Genomic DNA, 22,074 nt, shown 5'->3' on the forward strand with positions numbered 1-22,074 from the left:
AATGGCATGGACGCCATGCGGGGCGGCTTTAGAGCTGGTTCAACGGAATCTTCAAGTAAACCACCCCGTTTGCCTCCGCTGGCGGCATATGACCGGCCCGCACATTCACTTGGATCGCCGGCAACAACAGCGTGGGCATCCCCAGCCCAGCATCGCGTTGGGTGCGCATCGCCACAAACGTCGCTTCATCCACTCCGTCATGCACATGAATATTGCCCGCTCGCTGCTGCGCCACGGTCGTCAGGCATTTTGCCTCGCGACCCTCGGGCGGGTAGTCATGGCACACGTACAGCTGCGTGTCGGGAGCGAAGGCCAACAGCTTGCGCATCGACGCATACAGCTGCCGCGCATCGCCGCCAGGGAAGTCGCAGCGGGCCGTGCCGACATCGGGCATGAACAGGGTGTCGCCGACCAGGATCAATCGATCCTCGATCAGATAAGCCATGTCCGCCGGGGTGTGGCCGGGCACGTGCAACGCCTGGGCCTTGAGGTTGCCGATGTGAAAGATTTCATCCGGCGCAAACAGGTGGTCGAACTGCGAGCCGTCGACGCGAAATTCCGGCTCCAGGTTGAACAGGTTCTTGAACACGCCTTGCACCTTGCTGATCGACTGACCAATGGCGATCTTGCCGCCCACTGTCCGGCGCAGGTACGGCGCGGCGGACAGGTGGTCGGCATGGGCGTGTGTCTCCAACAGCCACTGCACTTGCAAGCTGTGCTCACGCACAAAGGCAATAACCTTGTCGGCCTGGGCGGTGTCAGTACGCCCGGAGGCCGGGTCGTAGTTGAGAACCGAATCGACGATGGCACAGGGGCCGCCGTCCGTTTCATAGACGACGTAGGTGTAGGTCGACGACGTCTCGTCCAGAAAGGAATGAATCAACGCTGACATGACGGCTGCCCCTGATGCTGAAAAAAGTGATTACAATCACTTTACATTTACACATAATGTTTTGAGCTTAAGTGAGGCAAAGGACCCGAGGCAAATGGAATCTACTCTGAGTGAAGGCGAAGTCGCCCAGTTGCGCGCGTCGGCGTCCAAGGCCTGTGCCTTGCTCAAGGCCCTGGCCAATGAGGATCGCCTGTTGATCCTGTGCCAGTTGACCCAGGGCGAGCGCAACGTCGGCGAGCTGGAAACCATGACCGGCGTGCGCCAGCCCACCCTGTCACAACAGTTGGGCATCTTGCGCGACGAAGGGTTGGTCGCCACCCGTCGGGAAGGCAAGTACATCTTCTACGGGCTGGCCAGCCACGAAGTGATCCAAGTGATGAAAACCCTGTCCGGGCTGTACTGCGGCGCGGTCATAAAAAGCTGGGCGTGACGCCATACGGCAACGACCCTTGTGTGCATTGACGATAAAAGGCATCAGACCATGACCGAACAACACTGGGGCCCAACCATCAGTGGCGATATCGTTGTCATCGGCGGCGGTTCGGCAGGCATCGGCCTGCTGGCCAGCCTGCTCAAGCGCGACCCCGACCTGAACATCACCCTCATCGAACCCAACGACCACCATTGCTACCAGCCGGCCTGGACCCTCGTGGGCGGCGGCGCCTATGACCTGAAAAAGACCCGCCGCCCGTTGGCCGACGTGCTGCCTAATGGCGTCACCTGGATACAGGCAGCGGTCAGCGAGGTGCTGCCGGACGAGCAAACCCTCTTACTCGACAGCGGCCAGCGCGTGAGTTGGCAACATCTGATTGTGTGTCCCGGCCTGCGCCTGGCCTGGGAGGCTATCGAGGGCTTGCAAGACACCCTCGGTCAGCACGGCGTCACCTCCAACTACAGCTACGAATACGCCGCCTACACCTGGCAGTTGGTGCAGCAGTTGAAGGGCGGCAAGGCGATCTTCACCCAGCCGGCCATGCCGATCAAATGCGCCGGCGCGCCGCAGAAAGCCATGTACCTGTCCTGCGATCACTGGCTCAAGCAGGGCCGTCTCAAGCACATTGATGTGGAATTCAACCTGGCCGGCGCGGCGCTGTTCGGGGTGGCGACCTTTGTGCCGCCGTTGATGAAGTACGTTGAAAAATACAACGCGCGCCTGGCGTTTAATTCCAATCTGGTGAAAGTTGACGGTCCGGCACGCAAGGCCTGGTTTGCAGTGAAAGACGCCGAGGGCAATACAACGGTTGAAGAGAAATCCTTCGACCTGCTGCACGTCGTCCCGCCGCAAGTCGCCCCGGACTTTATCCGCCAAAGCCCGCTGGCCGACGCCGCCGGTTGGTGTGAAGTGCACCCCCATACCCTGCAACACCTGCACTACCCGCACATCTTCGGCCTGGGCGATGTGTGCGGCACCACCAACGCCAAGACCGCCGCCGCTGTGCGCAAGCAGATCGTGGTGGTTGCCGAAAACCTGCTGGCCCTGCGTAAGCAAGCAACCTTGCCGCTCAAGTACGACGGCTACGGGTCCTGCCCGCTGACGGTGGAGAAGGGCAAGGTGGTGCTTGCCGAGTTCGGTTACGGCGGCAAGTTGCTGCCGACCTTCGCCCTCGATCCGACCAAGGCGCGCCGTTCGATGTGGTTCCTCAAGGCTACGCTGCTGCCGTGGTTCTACTGGAACGGCATGCTCAAGGGCCGCGAGTGGCTGACCCGTCTGAGCAAGGTGGACTGAATGCTGCTGGCCAGTGTGTTGGGTGTGTTGATGGGCCTGGTCATGGGCCTGACCGGTGCGGGCGGCGGCATCCTTGGGGTGCCGGCGTTGGTGCTGGGATTGGGCTTGAGCATGACCCAGGCCGCGCCGGTGTCTTTGCTGGCGGTGGGCGCGGCGGCGGCTGTCGGTGCGATTGATGGCTTGCGCCACGGCCTGGTGCGTTACCGCGCCGCGCTGCTGATCGCCTTGCTAGGCGCGCTGTTCTCGCCGCTGGGGGTATTTCTTGCTCACCAAATGACGGAACCGGTGCTGATGGGCTTGTTCAGTGCGCTGATGGTGCTGGTGGCCTGGCGCATGTTGCAGCGTGAAAAGGTCGAGGCCGGGCCGAGTGATCACGGCGCCGCCTCCTGGGGCCAGAAGAACTGCATGCTCAATCAACAGACCGGACGCCTGGCCTGGACCGCCAAATGCAGCGCCACCCTGGCCGCGCTCGGCGCCGTGACCGGTGCGGTCTCCGGTTTGCTCGGCGTGGGCGGAGGCTTCCTGATCGTGCCGGCGTTCAAACAACTCACCGATGTGCAGATGCGCGGCATCGTCGCCACCTCGTTGATGGTGATCAGCCTGATCTCGCTGATCGGCGTGGCCGGTGCGTTGCATGCCGGGGTGAGCATCGAACCGGTGGGCTGGGTGTTTATCGGCGCCAGTATCGTCGGCATGCTGGTCGGCCGGCGCCTGTGTTCCGTGATCCCCGCGCGCACCTTGCAGGTGGGGTTTGCCAGTCTGTGTGTACTGGTGGCTGTGGGCATGTTGGCCAAGGCCGGTCTTACGCACTAAGTGCCGGGCCTGTGACCGGGCCCGTCTTACACCAGAGTTGCCGGGCACCCGCTGCCCGTCCAAAGCACCCTGAAACCACGGCCAAGGCAGCGTAGGCCGTGGCCTGGCGCTTTTCGATAATCGCCTCCGACATCAAGTCCCCGTTGCGGAGCGCGCCATGCATAACAATAAAAATCTCCCCCTGCGTCTGTTACCTGCTTTTATCGTCGGCCTTAGCCTCAGCCCGTTCGCTGACGCCGAAATCATGCTGTACGACAAGGACGAAACCACCTTTTCCACCGACGGCTACATCAACGCTTTCTACGTCAACAGTGACGTGGACCGCGCCGGCGACCAATACGACCGCCGCCAATCCCGGGTGAAGATGGGTTTTCTGCCCAATTACTTGGGCTTCAACATGGGCAAGCAGGTCGACGACCTCAAGCTCGGCGCGCGCGCCTCGTTTTGGGTGACGATCAACGACAGCGAAACCAACGGCACCGACACCGCCATCGATGTGCGCCAGTTTTACGGCACCGTGGCGAACCCAGAGTGGGGCGAAGTGCTGATCGGCAAGGACTTCGGCCTGTTCGCCCGCTCCAATATCCTGCTCGATGAACTGCTCGCCGGTTACGGCCAGGTCAGCGACAGCCTTGGCTTGGTGGACGGCGGCGGTGTGTCGTTCGGCAATATCGGCAGCGGCTACCCGTACCCGTTCCCCACCTCGCAGATTACCTACCGCACCCCAATGATGGACGGCCTGCGCGTGGCCGTCGGCATCATGGACCCGGTGGACACCAACGACAGCAGCGCACTGGGCAAGGCCTACCAGAAGAACCCGCGCACCGAGAGCGAGATCACCTACCAGTTCGACCTGGGCGGGGCGAAGATCTACAGCTGGCTCAATGGCAGCTACCAGACTTCGGACAACACCGACTCCACCGTCGAATCGGTGACGTCCAAAGGCCTGGGCTATGGCGTACAGGCGAAAATCGGCGGCTTGTCGCTGACCGGTTCGGGCTTCCAGGCCAAGGGCATCAACCCGTTCTTCACCAACAATGCCGGGGAAGCCACCCTGCGCAATGTGGACAGCAACGGTTACCTGGTGCAAGGCTCGTACAAAGTGGGCAAGAACCGTCTGGCGCTGTCCTACGGCAAGACAGAGGACGACGGCAACGGCGTGGTGGGCAGCGGGGCGGATTATGAGACGCGCGGGATTGCGTTGTTTCATGACGTGAACGACAACCTGAAGCTGGTGGCGGAGTACAACCAATTCCAGATCAAGGGGCATGACACCCGTGCGCAGAATGAAGACACCGATACCTTTGCGGTAGGTGCAGTCCTGACGTGGTAAGCCATTCAAAAATGGGGGAGGGGCGGTGCGACGATTCGACTTGCCCCCCACAGGCAGAGGTATCTACACCTCTTTGGTGAAAACACATTCTGGGAAAATAGTGCTTTCGTGGTGAGCGGGCTTGCCCCGCGCGGGGCTGCGAAGCAGCCCCAAACCAGACGCTGAGTTCTACCAGAAATATCCCCGCGTTTTTATTGGGGCTGCTGCGCAGCCCAGCGCGGGGCAAGCCCGCTCACCACAGCGTTATGTGTCGGCTTTTAGGCAAGGTGTAGATACCTTTGCCCCGATGGGGTGGATCGGTCAGTGGAGAGACTCATCCCATCGCATCCCCCCACCCAGTACCCAAGTAGCATAGGTCCCACCCCCCGCCCTTCGTACACTCATGCCTCAGAGGGGGAATCAACGATGCATAACAGTGAAGGCGTAATCAGCGCCATGTCCCAGGCCACCGACGCCGGGCAGGCGGCTGAGGAGTTGGCCCGTCAACTGCTGCACCCCTACCTGGGGTTTGTGCTGTTTTTCTGTTCGGCCTCCTACGATTTGCAGGCGTTGGGCCAGGCCCTGCAACAGTGCTTCGGTAACGTGCGCGTGGTGGGTTGCACCAGCGCCGGCGAGATCACGCCCCAGGGCTACGGCCGCAATTGCGTGACGGCGATGGGCTTTAACCACGCGCACTTTTCCATCGCCACCGAGCTGATCGATCAGGTGGAACACTTCAGCCTGATCGACGCCCAGCAGATGGTCGAACGTCTGGTCGGCGGTTGCCGCAGCAATACCCTGGCGCCGATCAAGGGCAACACGTTCGCCCTGACCCTGCTCGATGGCCTGTCCAGCCGTGAAGAGGTGGTGCTCGCGGCCCTCAGCGCCGCGCTTGGCGACATCCCGCATTTTGGCGGTTCGGCCGGCGACGACAACTTCCTCACCCACACCCACGTGTACTTTAACGGCGCCTTCCACAGCGGCGCGGCGGTGGTGGTGTTGGTCAATACCTGGCTGGATTTCGAGGTGTTTACCACCCACCACATTCTGCCGCGCAGTGAAAAGCTGGTGGTGACCGGCGCCGACAGCCCGTCGCGCCGGGTCTTCGAGCTCAACGCCGAACCTGCCGCCGAAGAGTACGCGCGGCATATCGGCGTGGCCGTGACCGATCTCGATCACCGCGTGTTCGCGGCGCACCCGCTGGCGGTGCGCATCCACGATCAGTATTACGTACGCGCGATCCAGCAAGTGCACGACGACTTGAGCCTGAGTTTCTACTGCGCCGTGGAAAACGGCATCGTCCTCACCGTGATGAAGCCCGGGCCGATCCTGCCGAACCTGCAAACGCTGTTCGACGGCCTGCAAGCGCGCCTTGGCGACCTGCTGTTGACCATCGGCTGCGACTGCTTCCTGCGCCGCCTTGAGCTGGAAGACAGTGACAATCTGGAACAGATCGGCGGCTTCCTGCGTGACCAGCGGGTGATGGGGTTCAACACCTACGGAGAACAGTTCAATGGCATGCATATCAACCAGACCTTCACCGGGGTCGCCATTGCCCGAGGCCGGCGCTGAACTGCTCGCCCAGGTTGCCCAACTGCAACAGGACAACCACAAGCTGGCGCGGATCAACGCCGCGCTGATCGAGCGCATCGAGTCCGGCGTGACCCAGGGCAACAACCCCTACACCACCTTCCAGCATTCGGTGGTACTGGCCGAGCAAGTGCGTGAACGCACCGACGCGCTGAACCAGGCGATGGCCGAACTCAAGGCCAGCAACCACTTGCTGATCAACGCCCGGTTGCGTGCCGAAACCCTGCGTGGCGAACAGGTGGCGGCGCAGAAAGCCCAGGAAAGCGAGCGCTGGATTCGCTTGATCACCGACCACGTTCCGGCCCTGATCGGCTACCTAAATGCTGACCTGGTCTACGAGTTCACCAACAAAGTCTACGAAGAATGGTACTGCTGGCCGCGCGGCATGATGCTCGGCCAGAGCCTGCGCGAAGTCCACAGCGAACAGCACTGCCAGCGCCTGGACGCCTACGTCGCCCGGGCCTTGGCGGGGGAGAGCGTGACCTTTGAATTCGCCGAGACCAATATCAATAACCAGGAGCGCTACATGCTGCGCTCCTATGTCCCCAATCTGCTGGCCAGTGGCGAAGTGGTGGGGATCTTTGTGCTGATCCGCGACATCACCGAACGCCGCCGCACCGCCGAGGCCCTGCATCAGGCCTATCAACACTTGGAGCAGCGTGTCGCCCAGCGCACCTCGGAACTCACTGCGCTTAACGACCAGTTGCTCAAGGAAATCGACGAGCGCCGCCGCATGGAAACCCGCCTGCGCGAAGCCAAGCTCGAAGCCGAACAGGCCAACCTGTCGAAAACCAAATTCCTCGCCGCCGTCAGCCACGACCTGCTGCAACCGCTGAACGCCGCGCGATTGTTCACCAGCGCTTTGCTCGAACGCCCCAGCGAACAGTTGGTGCGCAACGTGAGCAATTCCCTGGAAGACGTGGAAAACCTGCTGGGTACTCTGGTGGATATTTCCAAGCTGGATGCCGGGGTGATCAAGGCCGACATCGCGCCGTTTGCCCTGAGTGAATTGCTCGACAACCTGGCAGCCGAATACACCGAATTGGCCCGCAGCGAGGGCCTGGAGCTGCATTTTGTCGGCTGCTCGGCGCTGGTGCGCAGTGATATTCAGTTGCTGGCGCGGATTCTGCGCAACCTGCTGAGCAATGCGATTCGCTATACCTACAAAGGGCGTGTGGTGCTGGGATGTCGCCGCCAGCACCAGCGCCTGTCGATCCAGGTGTGGGACAGCGGCATGGGCATTGCCGAGGAGCGGCTGGAGGAGATTTTTCAGGAGTTCAAACGCGGCGATGTGCAGCGTCCGGACCAGGACCGCGGGTTGGGCCTGGGGCTGGCGATCGTGGAAAAAATCGCGGGGATACTGGGTCATCGCATCAGCGTCAAATCCTGGCCGGGCCAGGGCTCGATGTTCTCGGTGGAGGTGCCGTTGAGCGCCACGGCACCCAAGTCACTGCCGATGCTGGCCATGAGCGAACCGATGCTCGAACGCCTGCAAGGCGCACGGGTGTGGGTGCTGGATAACGACGCGGCGATCTGCGCGGGCATGCGCACCTTGCTGGAAGGCTGGGGCTGCCGGGTGATTACCGCCTTGTCGGAACAGGATTTGGCACGGCAGGTGGACAACTACCATGCCGAAGCCGACTTGCTGATCGCCGACTATCACCTCGACGACGACCAGAACGGTGTAGATGCCGTGGCACGCATCAACGCACGCCGGGCCAGTGCAATCCCGGCGCTGATGATCACCGCCAACTACAGCAATGAGTTGAAGCAACAGATCCGCGAATTGGGGCACACCTTGATGCACAAGCCAGTACGCCCGATGAAACTCAAGACCGCCATGAGCCACCTGCTCGGTCGGCCCTGACAAACGGAGATCAAGTGTGGGAGGGGGCTTGCCCCCGATGGCGGTGTTTCAGTCAAGTAGATGCCGACTGATCCACCGCTATCGGGAGCAAGCCCCCTCCCACATTTGACCGGTGTTGTGTCTGGAGGATTGGCGCCGCAGTTACGGCCGATGAAGCTCAATACTGCCACGAGCCACCCCTCGGTCGTCCCTGACAAACGGAGAACCAATGTGGGAGGGGGCTTGCTCCCGATGGCGGTGTTTCAGCCAAGTAGATGTCGACTGACCCACCGCTATCGGGAGCAAGCCCCCTCCCACATTTGACCGGTGTTGTGTTTGGAGGATTGGCGGCGCAGGTACGGCCAATGATGCTCAAGACCGCCACGAGCCACCCCTCGGTCGGCCCTGACAAACGGAGAACCAATGTGGGAGGGGGCTTGCCCCCGATGGCGGTGTTTCAGCCAAGTAGATGCCGACTGACCCACCGCCATCGGGAGCAAGCCCCCTCCCACATTTGACCGGTGTTGTGTTTGGAAGATTGGCGCCGCAGGTACGGCCGATGAAGCTCAAGACTGCCACGAGCCACCCCTCGGTCGGCCCTGACAAACGTAGATCAAGTGTGGGAGGGGGCTTGCCCCCGATGGCGGTGTTTCAGTCAAGTAGATGCCGACTGACCCACCGCTATCAGGGGCAAGCCCCCTCCCACATTTACCACTGTTGTGTCAGGCGGGTCAGCGGCGCAGGTACGAGCCGAAATCGATATCCCCGGCACTGAGGATCGCCTGCACCCGGTTGTGCACGTTCAACTTGCGCAGGATCGCCGACACGTGGGCCTTCACGGTGGTCTCGGCAATCTCCAGGGTGTAGGCGATCTGCTTGTTCGACTCGCCCTTGGTCATCCGCTCCAGCACCAGCAATTGCTTGCGTGTCAGGGCTTGCAGCAGTTCGGGGGCGAAGCCGGGGTTTTCGTTGAGGCGCCGGTGGGTGCCAGGCTTCTGGGTGCGGATGATGTCCGGCGGCAGGTACACGTTGCCGTTGAGAATCTGCTGGATCGCCTCGGTCATTTGCAGGCGTGGCGAGGACTTGGTGATAAAACCCACGGCGCCATAGGTGATGGCTTGCAGCACGATCTGCTTGTCCTGCTCGGCCGAGACGATCACCACCGGAATGGTCGGCGCCTCGTTGCGCAGGTTGATCAGGCCATTGAGGCCGTGCATGCCGGGCATGTTCAGGTCCAGCAGGATCAGGTCGAGGTCGTCGTGTTCCTGGGTCAGCGCCAGGGCGCTGTCGAGGTCGGCGGTTTCCATCACTTCGCTGCCGGGAAAGCCGTCGCTGATGACGTTATGGATCGCTTCGCGAAACAGTGGGTGATCGTCGGCAATCAGGATTTTGTACATGGCCGTTCACCTTTCTTATTGTGATGTTTGAAATGGCTCGGGTTGGGCGACCGTCACCGGCAGCTTCGCCGCCTCCCAGGCATCCAGACCGTCGCGATACCAGTACACAGAGGTATAGCCGAGGTTGGCGGCACGTTTTACCGCGTTCCAACTCAGCCAGCAATCGGAGCGGCAATAGAAGACCAACGGTCGCGTGAGGTCGCCGCCGCTGTAGGCATACAGGTGGCGCACGAAATAGCTTTGCCACTCCGGCGTGAGGTCGCCGTCGCCGGTATTGGCCAGCCAGTGGCTGCCGGGCAGGTTGGCGTGGGGCTGGTCTTCGATGAAGCGGCCTTGCAGCCATTGGCGGCGGTACACATCGATCAGCACCGGCGCCGGGCTTTGGCCGAGCAGGGTTTGCAGGGCCGCGGTGTCGACAATCGTGGCGCCAGGCAGGTGGTCGGGCGTGGGGCTGCGGTACAGGCTGATGCGGTAGCCGTCGGCGGAAAACAGTGGGGTGTCGGCCTGGACGTGGGCGACGAACAGGCACAGCAGTGCCAACAGAGGCAGTCGGGCGTGCAGCATGGCAGGGCAATCCTTATCGTTATGCGCGCATTACACGTGAGTCCCGAGCCCTTGGGAATGCGACGATAGACAGGAAAACCAGTACCAAAGTAGTAGTTTTATCGGCTTCAGCCTTTTTTGCGCAGTGCGGCATGCTGGGGATTGAAGGTCAGCACCGCCAGCAGCGTGAACAACAGGGTCAACCCCAGGCACACCGCCAGGGCCAGGCCGGCGAAGCGTTCATACAGGGCAAAGCGCACCAGTTCCACGGCGTGGGTAAACGGGTTGACCGCGCACAGCCAGTACAGCCATTCGCTGGAGTCGCGCATTTTCCACAGCGGGTACAACGCCGACGACAGGAAAAACAGCGGGAAAATCACGAAATTCATCACTCCGGCAAAGTTCTCCAATTGGCGAATCGCGTTCGACAGCAGAAGGCCCAATGCACTGAGCATCAACGCCACCAGCAGCAACGCCGGCAGGGCAGTCAACAGGCCCATGGCTGGCGGTTGCACGCCGTAGACCCAGGCAATCGCCAGGAATCCGTATACCTGCAACAGCGAGATCAATGCCGTGGCCAACAGTTTGCTGCACAGCAAAAACGTGCGCGGCAACGGGCTGGTCAGTAACACGCGCATGCTGCCCATCTCGCGGTCGTAGACCATCGACAACGAGCCCTGCATGCCGTTGAACAGCAGGATCATGCAGGCCAGTCCCGGAATGATGTAGACCTCGTAGGGGATGTAGGTGTCGTAGGGCTCGATCACCGAGATGCCCAACGCGGCACGGAACCCGGCGGCGAACACCACCAGCCACAGCAACGGGCGCACGAGGGCGCTGAGAAAGCGCGTGCGCTGCAACACAAAACGCAGCCACTCACGCAGCACGATGCCGCGCAGGCATTGCCAGTAAGCGTTCATGCGGCGGCTCCCGTCACAGTGGGTCGGGTCAATCGGGCGAACACACTGCCCAGGTCGCCGCCTTGTTGCTGTATCAGCTCATCAACTTGCCCGCTGGCCACCAGGCGGCCTTGGTGCAGAATCATCAGTGCATCGTTGGCCTGCACTTCGTCGAGCAAGTGAGTGGTCCACAGCACGCTTATGCCGTGCTCGGCGCACAGGCTGCGCACATGCTGGTTCAGCGCCAGGCGGCTGGCCGGGTCGAGGCCGACGCTGGCTTCGTCGAGCAACAGCACGCGCGGTTCGTGCAGCAGGGCGCGGGCGATTTCCACCCGGCGCCGATGCCCGCCGTTGAGTTCGCGGACTTTTTCGCGGCGGCGCTCGGTGAGGGCCTGGCGCGTCAGTTCGGCGTCGACCCGTGTGTCGGTCTGGCGCCGCGACAAACCATGCAGCGCGGCGTGGTAGCGCAGGTTCTGCTCAACGCTCAAGTCCAGGTCCAGGGTGCTTTGTTGGAATACCACGCCCAATTGCTTAAGGGCGGCGCGCGGCGCATCGCGCAGGGAATGACCGCCCACGCGAATGTCGCCGCTTTGCAGGTCATACAGCCGCGTGAGCAGGGCGATCAAGGTGGATTTGCCGGCGCCATTGGGCCCCAGCAATGCCGCAAAACGCCCTGGCGCCAGGCTGAAACTCACCTCGCACAAGGCCTGCCGTGCGCCATAGGCGAAGCTCACGTCGCGCACCTCCAGGGCGTTCATGGCGTCACCACCACACCCCACGGGTAACGCCCGACTTTCACCGACTTGACCACCTTGAGGCTGTCCACGTCGATCACCGACACATCACCGCTCACGCCGTTGGTGGCGAGCAACTGTTTCTCGTCCGGGGTAAATGCCATCTGCCACACGCGGCGGCCCACCAACAGGTAGTCGAGAATCTCAAAGGTCTTGGCATCAATCACCGCCACATGGTTGGCCGGGCCGAGGGCGACAAAACCGTATTTGCCGTCGGCGCTGAGCTTGATGCCGACCGGCTGGACTTTATCCGGGTGCACGCCCTTGATCTTGAAGGTCAGGGTCTTGAGGATCGCGCGGCTGGCCACGTCGAGGATGGTCACGGTGCCGCCGATTTCCGCCGAGGCCCACAGCTGCGAGCCATCGTGGTTGAACTCGACGAAGCGCGGGCGCTGGTCCACCAGGGTGCTGTCGGCCAGGGTCTGGGTGCTGGTGTCGATCCAGTGCAGCATGTTGGTGGTTTCGCTGGTGTTCACCGCCCACTTGCCGTCCGGGCTGACGGCCATGCCTTCGGGTTCGACGCCGACGTTGATCTGGCCGAGCACTTTGGAGGTCTCGGTGTCGATCACGGTGACCAGCGCATCGTCTTCGTTGGACACGTACAGCCAGCGGTTATTGGGGTGCAGGGCGAACTGCTCGGGGTCTTTGCCGGAGGGCAGTTCCTTGATGATCTTGCGCGTGGCCACGTCCATCACCTGCACGCGGTCCGAGTCGCTGGCGCAGATGTACAGCAGCTTATTGTCATGGGACAGCAGCAAGCCTCGCGGGCGCTGGCCGACTTTGAGGGTGTCGGTGACTTGCAGGGTCTGCATGTCGATCAGGCTCAGGCTGTTGTCTTTCTCGTTGGAGACCCAGGCGGTACTGGCCACGGCGTGCCCGGCGGCAAGCAGCAGGGCGCATGAGAGCAGGGTGCGGCGCATGGCGGATTCCTTATTATTGTGGGTAGGTGATCAAGGGAAGCGGCAGGTCACCTCGGGTTTGTCATAGCCCAGGCTGTCCATTTCGTTAGTGGGGTGCAGGAAGCCTTCCTGGGGCGATGTGCTGACCAACGCGCGGGGTTGCACGATGGGAATCGGTTGGCGCAATTGGCCGTTCCAGGCGCGGTAACTGAGCTTGCGGCCCTTGAAACCATCCAGGGGCAGTTGCTCGCTGATTTCCAGATCGCGGATCGCCATGGGCTCGACCTGACGCAACTTGCTCACTGCACTGGCGACGCTGCGCACGGCCATCCAGGCGGCGAAGTCGCGATCGTTCATCCAACGTCCGGCCAGGGCCTCGAAGCGTTTCTGCAGTTGGGCGGCGCCGTAGGTCTCGACGGTCTTGTGCCAACCGGTGGGCGTCAGGCCCTGGGTGCCGGCGACGGGGCGCGGGTACCAGGTCTGGTAGGGCACGTACTCGCCGAAGTCGCCGCGCTCGTCGGCCACCAGCACCACGTCGTATTCGGCGGTCTGGGTGAACAGCGGCATATCTGCCTGGGCGCTGCGGCGTTGGTCGTTATCGAAGCGCCAGGCTTTCTCCGCCACCAGACGCACGCCGAAGCGTTTGGCGGCGCGGCGCAGAGCGGCGGCGTAGGCTTGGTCATCCTCGGTGGGGCCGACGATCAACAACGCTTTCTGCCATTTACGGACGACCAGGAACTGCGCCAGCGCATCGGCGAGCATCGCCCGGCTGGGCAGCGTATGCAGCACGTTGCCCAGGCAGTCGGTGCTGCGCAGGCTGTCATCCGGGCTGCCGGCATTGAACAGCAGGCTGTCAGGCAACGCGGCGCTGAGTTGGCGAAGGCTCGCGGCGGGGGCGTTGACCACGAACAAACGCAGGCCCTGGGCATGCTGGGCTTGGGCGGCGGCGAGCAGGGCGTCCGGCGTATCAACCGTGGCGGTCGTCAGGCTGTAGCGCTGGTTGAGAAAGGCGCCGGTGCTGTTGCTGTCGATGATCGCCAGTTCAGCGCCGCGCTGCCCGGCATCGGTGGGCTCGGGAATTACATTCGACAGCAGCGGGCCCGGATCGGGCCGATAACCCAAGTAGCCGATCCGCACCTGCAAGGGCTCGGCGGCCTGGCTGGCGGTGGCCACCCCGGCTGCGCAAGCAATCGCCAGCAGATAGATCACGGCGTAAGGGGCGAGCTGGCGCATAAGGCACTCCATGACAGGAAGCGCCAGCATAGAAAGCCTTAAGGTCGCTGCAAATATGCAGAAAGTAGCGCTGGGGCAGTACCAAGGTAGTAGCTCGCAGCGCGTGAAGCGGTCTTAGCATGACGCTTCAGTGTGTTGTTCGGGAGTTGGCTATGTCGGCGTTGTGGCGCATCAATCTATGGGTCTGCGGCTTCTTCGCCCTGGTGACCTGCGCCTGCACCGCGCTGTTGCTGCACCAGGCCCTGGCCGATGTGGAGCGCGAGTTGCAATCGGCCGAAGCGGTGGTGCACTACCTGAGCGAAACCGCCGAGCGCGACCCGGCCAGCCTGCAACCCCACCTAACCGCGAGTTTGCGGCATGTACGCGTGCACTGGCTGGCGAGCGGCGACACCGCGCAAGCGCCGGCCTCGGACGGACTGGACGCCTGGCTTGGGCGCCTGCTGTTCGTCGAGGCGCGACGCAGTGCCCAGGTGCTGGACTTGCCGGACGGTCGGCGCGTGTCCATCGCCGTCGACCCACGGGATGAAATCGACGAAGTCTGGGATTCCTTGCAACAACTGTTGGGCCTGTGCGCCCTGGCGTTGGCCCTGAGTCTGTTGACTATCCGCTGGGCCGTGCGGCGGGGCATGGGCGTGCTCGATGAATTGCTGCGCGCCCTGCAACAGGTGTGCGCCGGCCAGCTCAATGCGCGTCTGCGCGGTGAAGGCGCGCCGGAAGCGCGGCAACTGGCGCTGCACTTCAACCGCATGACCGACGCCCTGGAGCAGGCGCGCACCGATAACACCCGGCTCACCCAGACCCTGCTGGCGGTGCAGGAGCAGGAACGCACCCACCTGGCCCAGACCCTGCACGATGACCTCGGCCAATACCTGGCCGGCATTCGCGCCCAGGCCTGCCTGTTGCGGCTGGTCGCCGATCAGCCGCACGTGCTGACCCGTACGGTGGGGCTGCTGGAAGATCATTGCGAGCACTTGCAGCAAGGTTTCCGCGCCCTGGTCCACGACCTCTACCCGGTGGCGTTGCAACACTTGCCGATGGGCGAGGCGTTCTCGATGCTGGTAACGCAGTGGCAGGCCAGCCATGGGATTCCCTGTCAATTGCAGGTCAGTGCCGACCTGCCGGCGTTGTCCGGCGCCAACAAAACTCACCTGTACCGCCTGCTCCAGGAAGCGCTGACCAACATCCTGCGGCATGCCGATGCCAGCCAGGTGCGCGTGCGCCTGCAACACCGCGGTTCACGTCTGCGCCTGTGGGTGCGTGATAACGGTCGCGGTGCAGTCACGCCCCAGCGGCCCGGCGTGGGCCTGTATTCGATGGCCGAACGCGCCCGCTGCCTGGGCGGCGAATTAAAGATCATCAGCCACCCCGGCGGCGGTTGGGCGCTGGCGTTGAACATGCCGTTGGAGGCCTCATGAATATTCTGTTGGTGGATGACCACGCCGTGGTGCGCCAAGGCTATGCCAGCCTGCTGCGCGCGCTGCTGCCAGCGGTCGAAGTACGCGAAGCGGCCAGTGGCGAAGAGGCCCTGAGCCGGGTGCAGGAGGCGGTGCCGCATCTGGTGATCATGGACTTCGGCCTGCCAGGCATCAGCGGCCTGGAAACCACGCGCCGCCTGCGCCAGCGCTTGCCACAATTGCGCGTGCTGTTTTTCAGCATGCACGACGAGCTGCCGCTGGTGCGCCAGGCGTTGGACGCCGGAGCCTCCGGTTACCTGACCAAAAGCTCGGCGCCCGAGGTGTTGATTGAAGCCGTGCGGCGCATCCTCGACGGCCACGCCTATATCGAACAGGCCCTGGCCACCGAGCTGGCCTACACCCCCAGTGATCAACGCTTGCAGGGCATGACCCCGCGCGAACTGGAAATCTTCCTGATGCTGGCCAAGGGCACGCCCACCCGAGCGATTGCCGACCAGCTGAATATCAGCAGCAAGACCGTGTCCAATCACCTGACCTTGCTCAAGAGCAAACTGCAGGTGAGCTCCCATGCCGAGCTGGTGCATCTGGGAATCGACATGGGGGTGGTGCGGGTGGTTGGATAATTGGGTGTGCACAAACCCACTGTGGGAGGGGCGTCGTTTCAGCGATCCCAGGTCGTTGGGCAATCCTGGCAGCCCTCCATATTGGCATCCTGAAAATTCCCATAATGTTGCCGCGCACCGGTTAGCGTGGCGTTTTCAAGGTTGCTCTCGCCGAACTTCGCTTCCTGCAGATTGGCGTCGCTGAGGTCAGCACCTTGCAAGTCGGCCTTGCTCAGCCAGGTCATCTCCAGGTCGGCCGCACGCAGGTTGGCCTTGTGCATTTTGGCCCCTGACAGCCGTGCAAATTGCAGGTAGGCCGCACTGAGGTTGGCGTTTTCGAACTGCGCGCCTTGGGCGAACAGGCCCCAACCCTGGATCGCCATCAGCGTGGCACCGCTAAAGTCCGCCAGGCGCAGGTTGCTTTGTTGCAGGCTGGCGCGGGTCAGGTTGGCGCCTTGCAGCTGGGCCTTTTCCAGGTTGGCCAGGTCGAGGTTGGCATGGCGCAGATCTGCATCGCGCAGGTCAGCGCCTGCCAGGTTCATTTTGCTCAGGTTCTGATTTCGAAGGTTGGCGCCCTTGAGGTTGGCGCCGGGGCATTGGCTGTGTTCGGCGATGGTGCAGCCGTTGACGATCAACGGGGCGTCGTCGCCATCGTCGGCGTGGACCAGGGGTAGGGATAACAGGAGTAGCAAGGGCAGGTAGTTCATTGCGAGACCTCTGGAGATACTGTGGTGAGCGGAATTGTTATGGTGAGCGGGCTTGCCCCGCGCTGGGCTGCGAAGCGGCCCTGGCATTCCTCCAGCACCTGCGTGCGCTCAGGTTCTACGACTGCTGCGCAGCCGAACGCGGGGCAAGCCCGCTCACCACAAAAAAACGCGGCCCGGCATTTCCTGAAGGGTTACTTCTGGGCCGTTTTGTTATCCCAGCTCGGGATCTTGAACACCCAGAAGGACCCGCCTTGCGCCACCGGTTTGGTCAGCTCGGCCATGTCGCCGCCCCACAACGGCACCGCGCCGCCGTAGCCGACGGTCACGCCGATGTACTGTTCGCCATCCTGTTCCCAGGTGATCGGCGGCGAGACGATGCCGCTGCCGGTCTGGAACTTCCACAGCTCCTTGCCGGTTTTGGCGTCGAAGGCCTTGAAGAAACCGTCGCCGGTGCCGGTAAACACCAGGTTGCCCTTGGTGGCCAACACGCCGGCCCACAGTGGCAAGGCTTCCTTGTGCTCCCACACCACCTTGCCGGTAGTCGGGTTCATCGCGCGCAGGGTGCCGACGTGGTCGTCATACATGCGCTTGATGCGGAAACCCATGCCCAGGTAGGCCGAGCCCTTCTTGTAGTTGACCTCTTCGGTCCAGTATTCCTCTTTCCACTGGTTGCCCGGAATGTAGAACAGGCCGGTGTCCTGACTGTAGGCCATGGGGTTCCAGTTCTTGCCACCCAGGAACGGCGGCGAGACTTCCACCGGCTTGCCTTTGGTTTCACCCGGCAATGGCTTGGCCGGACGCTGGCCTTCGTTTTCCACCGGACGCCCGGTCTTCAGGTCGATATGACTGGCCCAAGTGATGTTGTCGACAAACGGGAAGGCGTTCTGCAGCTTGCCGTTGTTGCGGTCCACCACGTAGAAGAAGCCGTTGCGGTCGGCGTGGCCGGTGGCCTTGACCACTTTGCCGTCCTTGTCCTTGTAGTCGAACAGCACCAGCTCGTTGTTGCCGGAGAAGTCCCAGGCATCGTTCGGGGTGTGCTGGTAGAACCATTTCACTTCGCCGGTGCTCGGGTCGACGCCAACCTGGCCCGAGGTGTAGAGGCTGTCGAAGTCGTGGGGGTTGCCGTCCTTGGCGGTGCGTGCCCAGGTGTTCCACGGGCCAGGATTGCCGGCGCCGACGATGATGGTGTTGGTCTCGGCATCGAAGCTTGCGCTCTGCCAAGGCGCGCCGCCACCGTGGCTCCAGGCCTCGACCTTGCCGGTTTCGGTGGTGGGGTCATCCGGCCACGAAGGGGCCTTGACGTCGCCGGTGGTGGTGCTGTCCTTGCCGTTGAGGCGGCCCATATGGCCTTCCACGAACGGGCGCATCCACACTTCTTCACCGGTGTCGGGGTCGCGGGCAAACAGCTGGCCGACCACGCCGAATTCATCGCCGGAGCTGCCGTGGATCAGCAGCACCTTGCCGCTGACCTTGTCTTTGATCAGCACCGGGGCGCCGGTCATGGTGTAGCCGGCGGCGTGGTCGCCGAATTTCTTGTTCCACACCACTTTGCCGGTGTTTTTGTCGAGGGCGATCAGGCGCGCGTCGAGGGTGCCGAAGTAGATCTTGTCGCCGAAGATCGCCGCGCCGCGGTTGACCACGTCACAGCACGGGCGAATGTTGTCGGGCAGGCGGTGGTTGTAGGTCCACAGGCGCTTGCCGGTCTTTGCATCCAGGGCGAACACGCGGGAGTAGGAACCGGTGACGTACACCACGCCGTCGCTGACGATGGCCTGGGATTCCTGGCCGCGCTGTTTCTCGTCGCCAAAGGAATAGGACCAAGCCGGGGTGAGTTTGAACACGTTCTTGTCGTTGACCTGGGCCAGCGGGCTCCAGCGCTGGGCGTTGGTGCCCATGCCGTATTGCAGCACGTCCTTGGTGGTCAGGTGGTCGTTGGCAATGTCTTCCCAGGTGACGTTGCGTGTCGATTTGGCAGGCTCGGCGGCTGCGAAGGTTGCAGCACTGAGGGACAGGCTGCCCACCAGCATAAAGGCTTGCACGGCAAGGCTTAAAGGTGAGCGGGCGGGTAGCGATCTTATTGTCATGGTTGCAGTTCCCAGTGGAGGTTTTGGCCTGCACAGGGTGGAACGCCGGGGCGCCGGGCGGATACGGAAAAAGTCCCGCTGTGGCCGGGAAGACTTCCCGGACCGCCGCTGTTTTAGGTGTGCCCCACAAGCCCTACTACCAAGGGAGGAGAGGGCGGCCACCAAAGCAGCATACGGCCCATGCCTCGGGGTTTCTAAGATGGTTGCCATAGCCTCTGCAATGAGGTTTTGCGTGCAATCCTGAGGGCAAAAATAATGACAACAAAACACAATGCCTGGCTCGTGGCTGGCCTGTTGGTGGGTGTATTCGGCGCCGGCTCTGTTTGGGCCCATGGCAACGTGGTCCCGCAAGCGGTGGAAACCAAGGGCCTGACTTCGATCAAGGACGCCGGCGTGCCGGTCAACGAAGACGGCTGGGCGGCGGTCAATCCGTACCGCACCTCACCGGAACACGATCGGGCCGTGGAAATCGGCTCGTCCGCCTACAACCAGAACTGCGCCGCCTGCCACGGCCTGGAAGCCAAGTCCGGTGGTATCGCCCCCGACCTGCGCATGCTCGATGTGGGCGAAGCCGGTGATGAGTGGTTCGTCGAGCGTGTGCGCCATGGCGCGGTGCGTGACGGCCGCGTGTACATGCCCAAAATGGCCGACTACCTGAGCCAGGAAGCCTTGTGGGCGGTGCGCACCTACCTGGACAGCGTGCACGTCGAGGAGTAAGCCATGCGCCTGTTCGCTTATGTGCTTGGCCTGGCCCTGCTGTGTTGCCAGTCGGCACAGGCGCAGGTGCGCAGCTATGACCAGATGATCGCTGACGGCGAAATCAAGGTGGCGGTGTACAAGGACTTCGCCCCCTACAGTTTCGAAGACGGCGCCAACGCGCGGGGGGTCGATGTGGAACTGGCCCAGGCCTTGGCCACGGCGCTGGGGGTAAAGCTCAAGTTGATCTGGGCGCCGGCCGGCGAGAAGCTCGATGACGACCTGCGCGACTACATCTGGCGCGGCAGCCAGTTGCACAACCAGCAACTGGCCGACCTGATGATGCGCGCGCCCTACGATCGCGATTACGCACAAAAGCGCAACGACCAGGGCGAACTGGAAAACGGCCATGTGGTGATGTTCGGGCCGTACCAGAACGAACAATGGCAGGTGGCCTATGACCGTCGGCGCCTGGACACGGTCGCCAGCGTGGCGGTGTTCGAGCAGCACCCGATTGGCGTCGAAGTCGACAGCGTGCCGTCGTTCTACCTCACCTCGGTGTTCAACGGCATGCTTGCCGCCAAGACCCATCACTACCCCGACGTCCCCCAGGCATTTGCGGCGATGAAAGCCGGTGAGGTCGATGCGGTGATGGCGATGCGCGGCGAAGTCGATTGGCAGGTGCATGAAGCCCACGACCCGCAACTGGCCCTCGCCGAAAACGCCTACCCGAACATGGGCAAGCAACGCTGGGAGATCGGCATGGCGGTACACGAGAGCAATCGCCAGTTGGCCTACGCGGTGGAAGAGGCGCTGGAAGGCCTGATCCGCGACGGCGCGGTGCAAGCCATCTATGCCCGTTACGGCCTGCAGTACGAAGTCCCCGAGATGTATCAATAGGAGCAGGCGATGAACTGGCGACTGAGCTGCATCTTGGCGTGTTGGCTGCCGCTGGCGGCTCACGCCGTGGAGGTCGACCCGGTGCCGTCGGTGATGTGGGACTTCTATCACAAGCAGTTCCTGGCGCAGGCGCCGTTCGTGTTCGACGACCGAGTCAAGCTGCTCGCGCCGCCGTTCGCCGAAGATGCGCGCCAGGTGCCGCTGGAAATCGACGCCCGCGCCTTCAACGGCCATGTGGTGAAAATCCTCGCCTGGGCCGAGCTCAACCCATTGCCGAAAATCGTCGACTTCCAGCCCAAGGCCGGCGTGCTGCCGTGGCTGTCGCTGCGGATTCGTATCGAGCAGGCCACGCCGTTGCGTGCGGCGGTGCTCACCGATGACGGCCTGTGGCATGTGGGTTCGACCCTGATCGACGCGGCCGGTGGCGGCTGCACCGCGCCCAGCGTGGTACGCACCCAGCCGGGCTGGGAAGAGCACATCGGCGAAGTGCTCGGCGGCCGTTACCCGCGTGGTGAGTTCAGCCGCGTGCGTGTGCAGGTGGCGCACCCGATGGACAACGGCATGGTCAGCGGCATCCCCGAGTTTTTTATCAACCATGCGCAACTGCGCGACCAGGACGGCCAAGTGCTGGCTGATCTTGAGCTGTTCCCGGCGGTTAGCGAGAACCCCAACCTGGCCTTCGACATCGACGCGCCGGGGCCCACCCGACTGGTGCTGCGTGACAACAGCGGCAACGAGTTCGACGCGGCCATCCCCTGACCAGAAGGAGCGCGGCATGCGCTGGATTCTATTGTTGTGCCTGGGCCTGAGCTTGCCCGCCCTGGCAGATCTCGACTACGCCCTCAAGCCCCGGCTGATCGCCGACGACACCTGGCTACTCGAAGGCAGCACTGACAATTTTGCCAAGGCCAATGGCGGCAATATCGTCAACACCGCCTTCATCGTCACCGAGGCCGGCGTGGTGGTGATCGACACCGGGCCGTCGCGGCGCTACGGCGAAGCGATGCGCGAGGCCATCGCCCGCGTCACCCCCAAGCCGGTGATCCAGGTGCTGATTACCCACCATCACCCTGACCATGCGCTGGGCAACCAGGCCTTCAAGGACGTGCCCATCGGCGCCCTGGCCGAGACCACGCGGCTGCTGCATGAGCAGGGCGACGGCATGGCGGAAAACCTCTACCGCATGGTCGGCGACTGGATGCGCGGCACTGAGGTGGTGTTGCCCACTCAGGTGCTGGAACCCGGTGTGCTGAGCGTCGGCGGCCACGACTTGCGCCTGCTCGCGCTCACCGGCCATACCGGCGCCGACCTGGCGATCTTCGACCAGAGCACCGGCGTGCTGTTCGCCGGCGACATGGTGTTTTACCAACGCGCGCTCACCACCCCCAACAGCCCGGGGCTGGCGGTGTGGCTGGCCGACCTCGGCACCCTGCAAGCCTTGCCCTGGACCCTGATCGTGCCGGGCCATGGCCCGGTGGCCAGCGACGCGCAACCCTTCACGCAAATGCGCGACTACCTGACCTGGCTCGATCAACTGCTGCGTGACGGCGCTGCCAAGGGCAACGACATGGCCGAGATGATCCGCAGCCCCATCCCCGAACGCTTCGCCGCGATCAGCCTGAGCCGCTATGAACTGATCCGCAGCGTCAGCCACCTGTACCCGCGTTACGAGCGCGAGCAGATGCAACCGCTACTAAGGAACTAGCAAACTCGATACTGCGGTCAA

21 protein-coding genes are annotated in these 22,074 nt (G+C 62.9%); 12 read left to right on the forward strand and 9 right to left on the reverse strand.

Translation table 11 applies throughout. The features are described from left to right. Positions 1–28: 28 nt before the first annotated feature. A complete protein-coding gene (locus ACVWXD_RS06130) occupies positions 29–892 on the reverse strand; it encodes an MBL fold metallo-hydrolase (protein WP_032888127.1) in 864 nt (287 codons plus the stop codon). A gap of 94 nt (positions 893–986) precedes the next feature. Here ACVWXD_RS06130 and ACVWXD_RS06135 point away from each other — a divergent pair, with 94 nt between their 5' ends. The 6 genes from ACVWXD_RS06135 (at position 987) to ACVWXD_RS06160 (ending at position 8,200) form a co-directional block, all read left to right on the forward strand. Next, positions 987–1,322, forward strand: a complete 336-nt coding sequence (locus tag ACVWXD_RS06135; protein WP_017527038.1) for an ArsR/SmtB family transcription factor — start codon at positions 987–989, stop codon at positions 1,320–1,322. Between the two features lie 51 nt (positions 1,323–1,373). Then, positions 1,374–2,618, forward strand: coding sequence for an NAD(P)/FAD-dependent oxidoreductase (locus tag ACVWXD_RS06140; protein ID WP_032888125.1), 1,245 nt, complete (start codon positions 1,374–1,376; stop codon positions 2,616–2,618). Next, a complete protein-coding gene (locus ACVWXD_RS06145; protein ID WP_032888123.1) occupies positions 2,619–3,431 on the forward strand; it encodes a sulfite exporter TauE/SafE family protein in 813 nt (270 codons plus the stop codon). A gap of 157 nt (positions 3,432–3,588) precedes the next feature. After that, the gene (locus ACVWXD_RS06150; RefSeq protein WP_032888121.1) at positions 3,589–4,764 is read left to right on the forward strand and encodes a porin; all 1,176 of its coding nucleotides are present in this window, start codon (positions 3,589–3,591) and stop codon (positions 4,762–4,764) included. Positions 4,765–5,169: 405 nt separating this feature from the next. Then, positions 5,170–6,315: a nitric oxide-sensing protein NosP gene (gene nosP / locus ACVWXD_RS06155; protein ID WP_457370785.1), complete on the forward strand. Its 1,146-nt coding sequence runs from the start codon at positions 5,170–5,172 to the stop codon at positions 6,313–6,315. Then, a complete protein-coding gene (locus tag ACVWXD_RS06160; protein ID WP_050442845.1) occupies positions 6,257–8,200 on the forward strand; it encodes a PAS domain-containing hybrid sensor histidine kinase/response regulator in 1,944 nt (647 codons plus the stop codon). Before nosP ends, ACVWXD_RS06160 begins: the two co-directional genes overlap by 59 nt. A 710-nt stretch (positions 8,201–8,910) precedes the next feature. Here the strand turns inward: ACVWXD_RS06160 and ACVWXD_RS06165 are convergent. From ACVWXD_RS06165 to ACVWXD_RS06190, 6 genes are all read right to left on the reverse strand, one after another. Then, positions 8,911–9,576 carry a response regulator transcription factor gene (locus tag ACVWXD_RS06165; protein WP_032889994.1) on the reverse strand — a complete coding sequence of 222 codons (666 nt, stop codon included), beginning with the start codon at positions 9,574–9,576 and terminating at the stop codon, positions 8,911–8,913. 15 nt (positions 9,577–9,591) lie between these two features. Continuing rightward, the gene (locus ACVWXD_RS06170) at positions 9,592–10,140 is read right to left on the reverse strand and encodes a PQQ-dependent catabolism-associated CXXCW motif protein (RefSeq protein WP_032889991.1); all 549 of its coding nucleotides are present in this window, start codon (positions 10,138–10,140) and stop codon (positions 9,592–9,594) included. A gap of 107 nt (positions 10,141–10,247) precedes the next feature. After that, complete coding sequence (locus tag ACVWXD_RS06175) at positions 10,248–11,039, reverse strand: ABC transporter permease (protein ID WP_099600947.1); 792 nt, start codon at positions 11,037–11,039, stop codon at positions 10,248–10,250. Next, positions 11,036–11,776, reverse strand: a complete 741-nt coding sequence (locus ACVWXD_RS06180) for an ABC transporter ATP-binding protein (protein ID WP_122765531.1) — start codon at positions 11,774–11,776, stop codon at positions 11,036–11,038. The genes ACVWXD_RS06175 and ACVWXD_RS06180 overlap by 4 nt, the downstream gene beginning before the upstream one ends. Then, a complete protein-coding gene (locus ACVWXD_RS06185; RefSeq protein ID WP_032889983.1) occupies positions 11,773–12,732 on the reverse strand; it encodes a YVTN family beta-propeller repeat protein in 960 nt (319 codons plus the stop codon). Before ACVWXD_RS06185 ends, ACVWXD_RS06180 begins: the two co-directional genes overlap by 4 nt. A gap of 30 nt (positions 12,733–12,762) precedes the next feature. Next, the gene (locus ACVWXD_RS06190) at positions 12,763–13,944 is read right to left on the reverse strand and encodes an ABC transporter substrate-binding protein (RefSeq protein WP_457370786.1); all 1,182 of its coding nucleotides are present in this window, start codon (positions 13,942–13,944) and stop codon (positions 12,763–12,765) included. 152 nt (positions 13,945–14,096) lie between these two features. On the opposite strand from ACVWXD_RS06190, the gene ACVWXD_RS06195 reads away from it, so the two are divergent. Beyond that, positions 14,097–15,359, forward strand: a complete 1,263-nt coding sequence (locus ACVWXD_RS06195; RefSeq protein WP_260367800.1) for a sensor histidine kinase — start codon at positions 14,097–14,099, stop codon at positions 15,357–15,359. Next, complete coding sequence (locus ACVWXD_RS06200) at positions 15,356–15,982, forward strand: response regulator transcription factor (protein WP_032889977.1); 627 nt, start codon at positions 15,356–15,358, stop codon at positions 15,980–15,982. The genes ACVWXD_RS06195 and ACVWXD_RS06200 overlap by 4 nt, the downstream gene beginning before the upstream one ends. A 38-nt stretch (positions 15,983–16,020) precedes the next feature. Here the strand turns inward: ACVWXD_RS06200 and ACVWXD_RS06205 are convergent, their stop codons facing one another. Both ACVWXD_RS06205 and exaA read right to left on the reverse strand, forming a co-directional pair. Continuing rightward, the gene (locus tag ACVWXD_RS06205; protein ID WP_181640446.1) at positions 16,021–16,668 is read right to left on the reverse strand and encodes a pentapeptide repeat-containing protein; all 648 of its coding nucleotides are present in this window, start codon (positions 16,666–16,668) and stop codon (positions 16,021–16,023) included. A gap of 191 nt (positions 16,669–16,859) precedes the next feature. Next, positions 16,860–18,752, reverse strand: coding sequence for a quinoprotein ethanol dehydrogenase (gene exaA, locus ACVWXD_RS06210; RefSeq protein WP_032889973.1), 1,893 nt, complete (start codon positions 18,750–18,752; stop codon positions 16,860–16,862). 255 nt (positions 18,753–19,007) lie between these two features. Here exaA and pedF point away from each other — a divergent pair, with 255 nt between their 5' ends. The 4 genes from pedF to ACVWXD_RS06230 are packed head-to-tail and all read left to right on the forward strand — an operon-like array spanning position 19,008 to position 22,053. Further along, a complete protein-coding gene (gene pedF, locus ACVWXD_RS06215) occupies positions 19,008–19,469 on the forward strand; it encodes a cytochrome c-550 PedF (protein ID WP_032889971.1) in 462 nt (153 codons plus the stop codon). Between the two features lie 3 nt (positions 19,470–19,472). Then, on the forward strand, positions 19,473–20,348 hold the full coding sequence (locus ACVWXD_RS06220) for a substrate-binding periplasmic protein (protein WP_181643858.1): 876 nt from the start codon (positions 19,473–19,475) through the stop codon (positions 20,346–20,348). A gap of 9 nt (positions 20,349–20,357) precedes the next feature. Beyond that, a complete protein-coding gene (locus tag ACVWXD_RS06225) occupies positions 20,358–21,107 on the forward strand; it encodes a quinoprotein dehydrogenase-associated SoxYZ-like carrier (RefSeq protein WP_181643857.1) in 750 nt (249 codons plus the stop codon). A gap of 16 nt (positions 21,108–21,123) precedes the next feature. After that, entirely contained in the window at positions 21,124–22,053 is a 930-nt protein-coding gene (locus ACVWXD_RS06230; RefSeq protein WP_401380121.1) for a quinoprotein relay system zinc metallohydrolase 1, read from the forward strand. Positions 22,054–22,074: the final 21 nt, after the last annotated feature.

It is taken from the genome of Pseudomonas sp. TE3911, from assembly GCF_054062775.1.

Bases quoted from the DNA above. Each gene is read 5' to 3' on its own strand.
- ACVWXD_RS06130 (WP_032888127.1), bottom strand. From the start codon at position 892: ATGTCAGCGTTGATTCATTCCTTTCTGGACGAGACGTCGTCGACCTAC.
- ACVWXD_RS06135 (WP_017527038.1), top strand. From the start codon at position 987: ATGGAATCTACTCTGAGTGAAGGCGAAGTCGCCCAGTTGCGCGCGTCG.
- ACVWXD_RS06140 (WP_032888125.1), top strand. From the start codon at position 1,374: ATGACCGAACAACACTGGGGCCCAACCATCAGTGGCGATATCGTTGTC.
- ACVWXD_RS06145 (WP_032888123.1), top strand. From the start codon at position 2,619: ATGCTGCTGGCCAGTGTGTTGGGTGTGTTGATGGGCCTGGTCATGGGC.
- ACVWXD_RS06150 (WP_032888121.1), top strand. From the start codon at position 3,589: ATGCATAACAATAAAAATCTCCCCCTGCGTCTGTTACCTGCTTTTATC.
- nosP (WP_457370785.1), top strand. From the start codon at position 5,170: ATGCATAACAGTGAAGGCGTAATCAGCGCCATGTCCCAGGCCACCGAC.
- ACVWXD_RS06160 (WP_050442845.1), top strand. From the start codon at position 6,257: ATGGCATGCATATCAACCAGACCTTCACCGGGGTCGCCATTGCCCGAG.
- ACVWXD_RS06165 (WP_032889994.1), bottom strand. From the start codon at position 9,576: ATGTACAAAATCCTGATTGCCGACGATCACCCACTGTTTCGCGAAGCG.
- ACVWXD_RS06170 (WP_032889991.1), bottom strand. From the start codon at position 10,140: ATGCTGCACGCCCGACTGCCTCTGTTGGCACTGCTGTGCCTGTTCGTC.
- ACVWXD_RS06175 (WP_099600947.1), bottom strand. From the start codon at position 11,039: ATGAACGCTTACTGGCAATGCCTGCGCGGCATCGTGCTGCGTGAGTGG.
- ACVWXD_RS06180 (WP_122765531.1), bottom strand. From the start codon at position 11,776: ATGAACGCCCTGGAGGTGCGCGACGTGAGCTTCGCCTATGGCGCACGG.
- ACVWXD_RS06185 (WP_032889983.1), bottom strand. From the start codon at position 12,732: ATGCGCCGCACCCTGCTCTCATGCGCCCTGCTGCTTGCCGCCGGGCAC.
- ACVWXD_RS06190 (WP_457370786.1), bottom strand. From the start codon at position 13,944: ATGCGCCAGCTCGCCCCTTACGCCGTGATCTATCTGCTGGCGATTGCT.
- ACVWXD_RS06195 (WP_260367800.1), top strand. From the start codon at position 14,097: ATGTCGGCGTTGTGGCGCATCAATCTATGGGTCTGCGGCTTCTTCGCC.
- ACVWXD_RS06200 (WP_032889977.1), top strand. From the start codon at position 15,356: ATGAATATTCTGTTGGTGGATGACCACGCCGTGGTGCGCCAAGGCTAT.
- ACVWXD_RS06205 (WP_181640446.1), bottom strand. From the start codon at position 16,668: ATGAACTACCTGCCCTTGCTACTCCTGTTATCCCTACCCCTGGTCCAC.
- exaA (WP_032889973.1), bottom strand. From the start codon at position 18,752: ATGACAATAAGATCGCTACCCGCCCGCTCACCTTTAAGCCTTGCCGTG.
- pedF (WP_032889971.1), top strand. From the start codon at position 19,008: ATGACAACAAAACACAATGCCTGGCTCGTGGCTGGCCTGTTGGTGGGT.
- ACVWXD_RS06220 (WP_181643858.1), top strand. From the start codon at position 19,473: ATGCGCCTGTTCGCTTATGTGCTTGGCCTGGCCCTGCTGTGTTGCCAG.
- ACVWXD_RS06225 (WP_181643857.1), top strand. From the start codon at position 20,358: ATGAACTGGCGACTGAGCTGCATCTTGGCGTGTTGGCTGCCGCTGGCG.
- ACVWXD_RS06230 (WP_401380121.1), top strand. From the start codon at position 21,124: ATGCGCTGGATTCTATTGTTGTGCCTGGGCCTGAGCTTGCCCGCCCTG.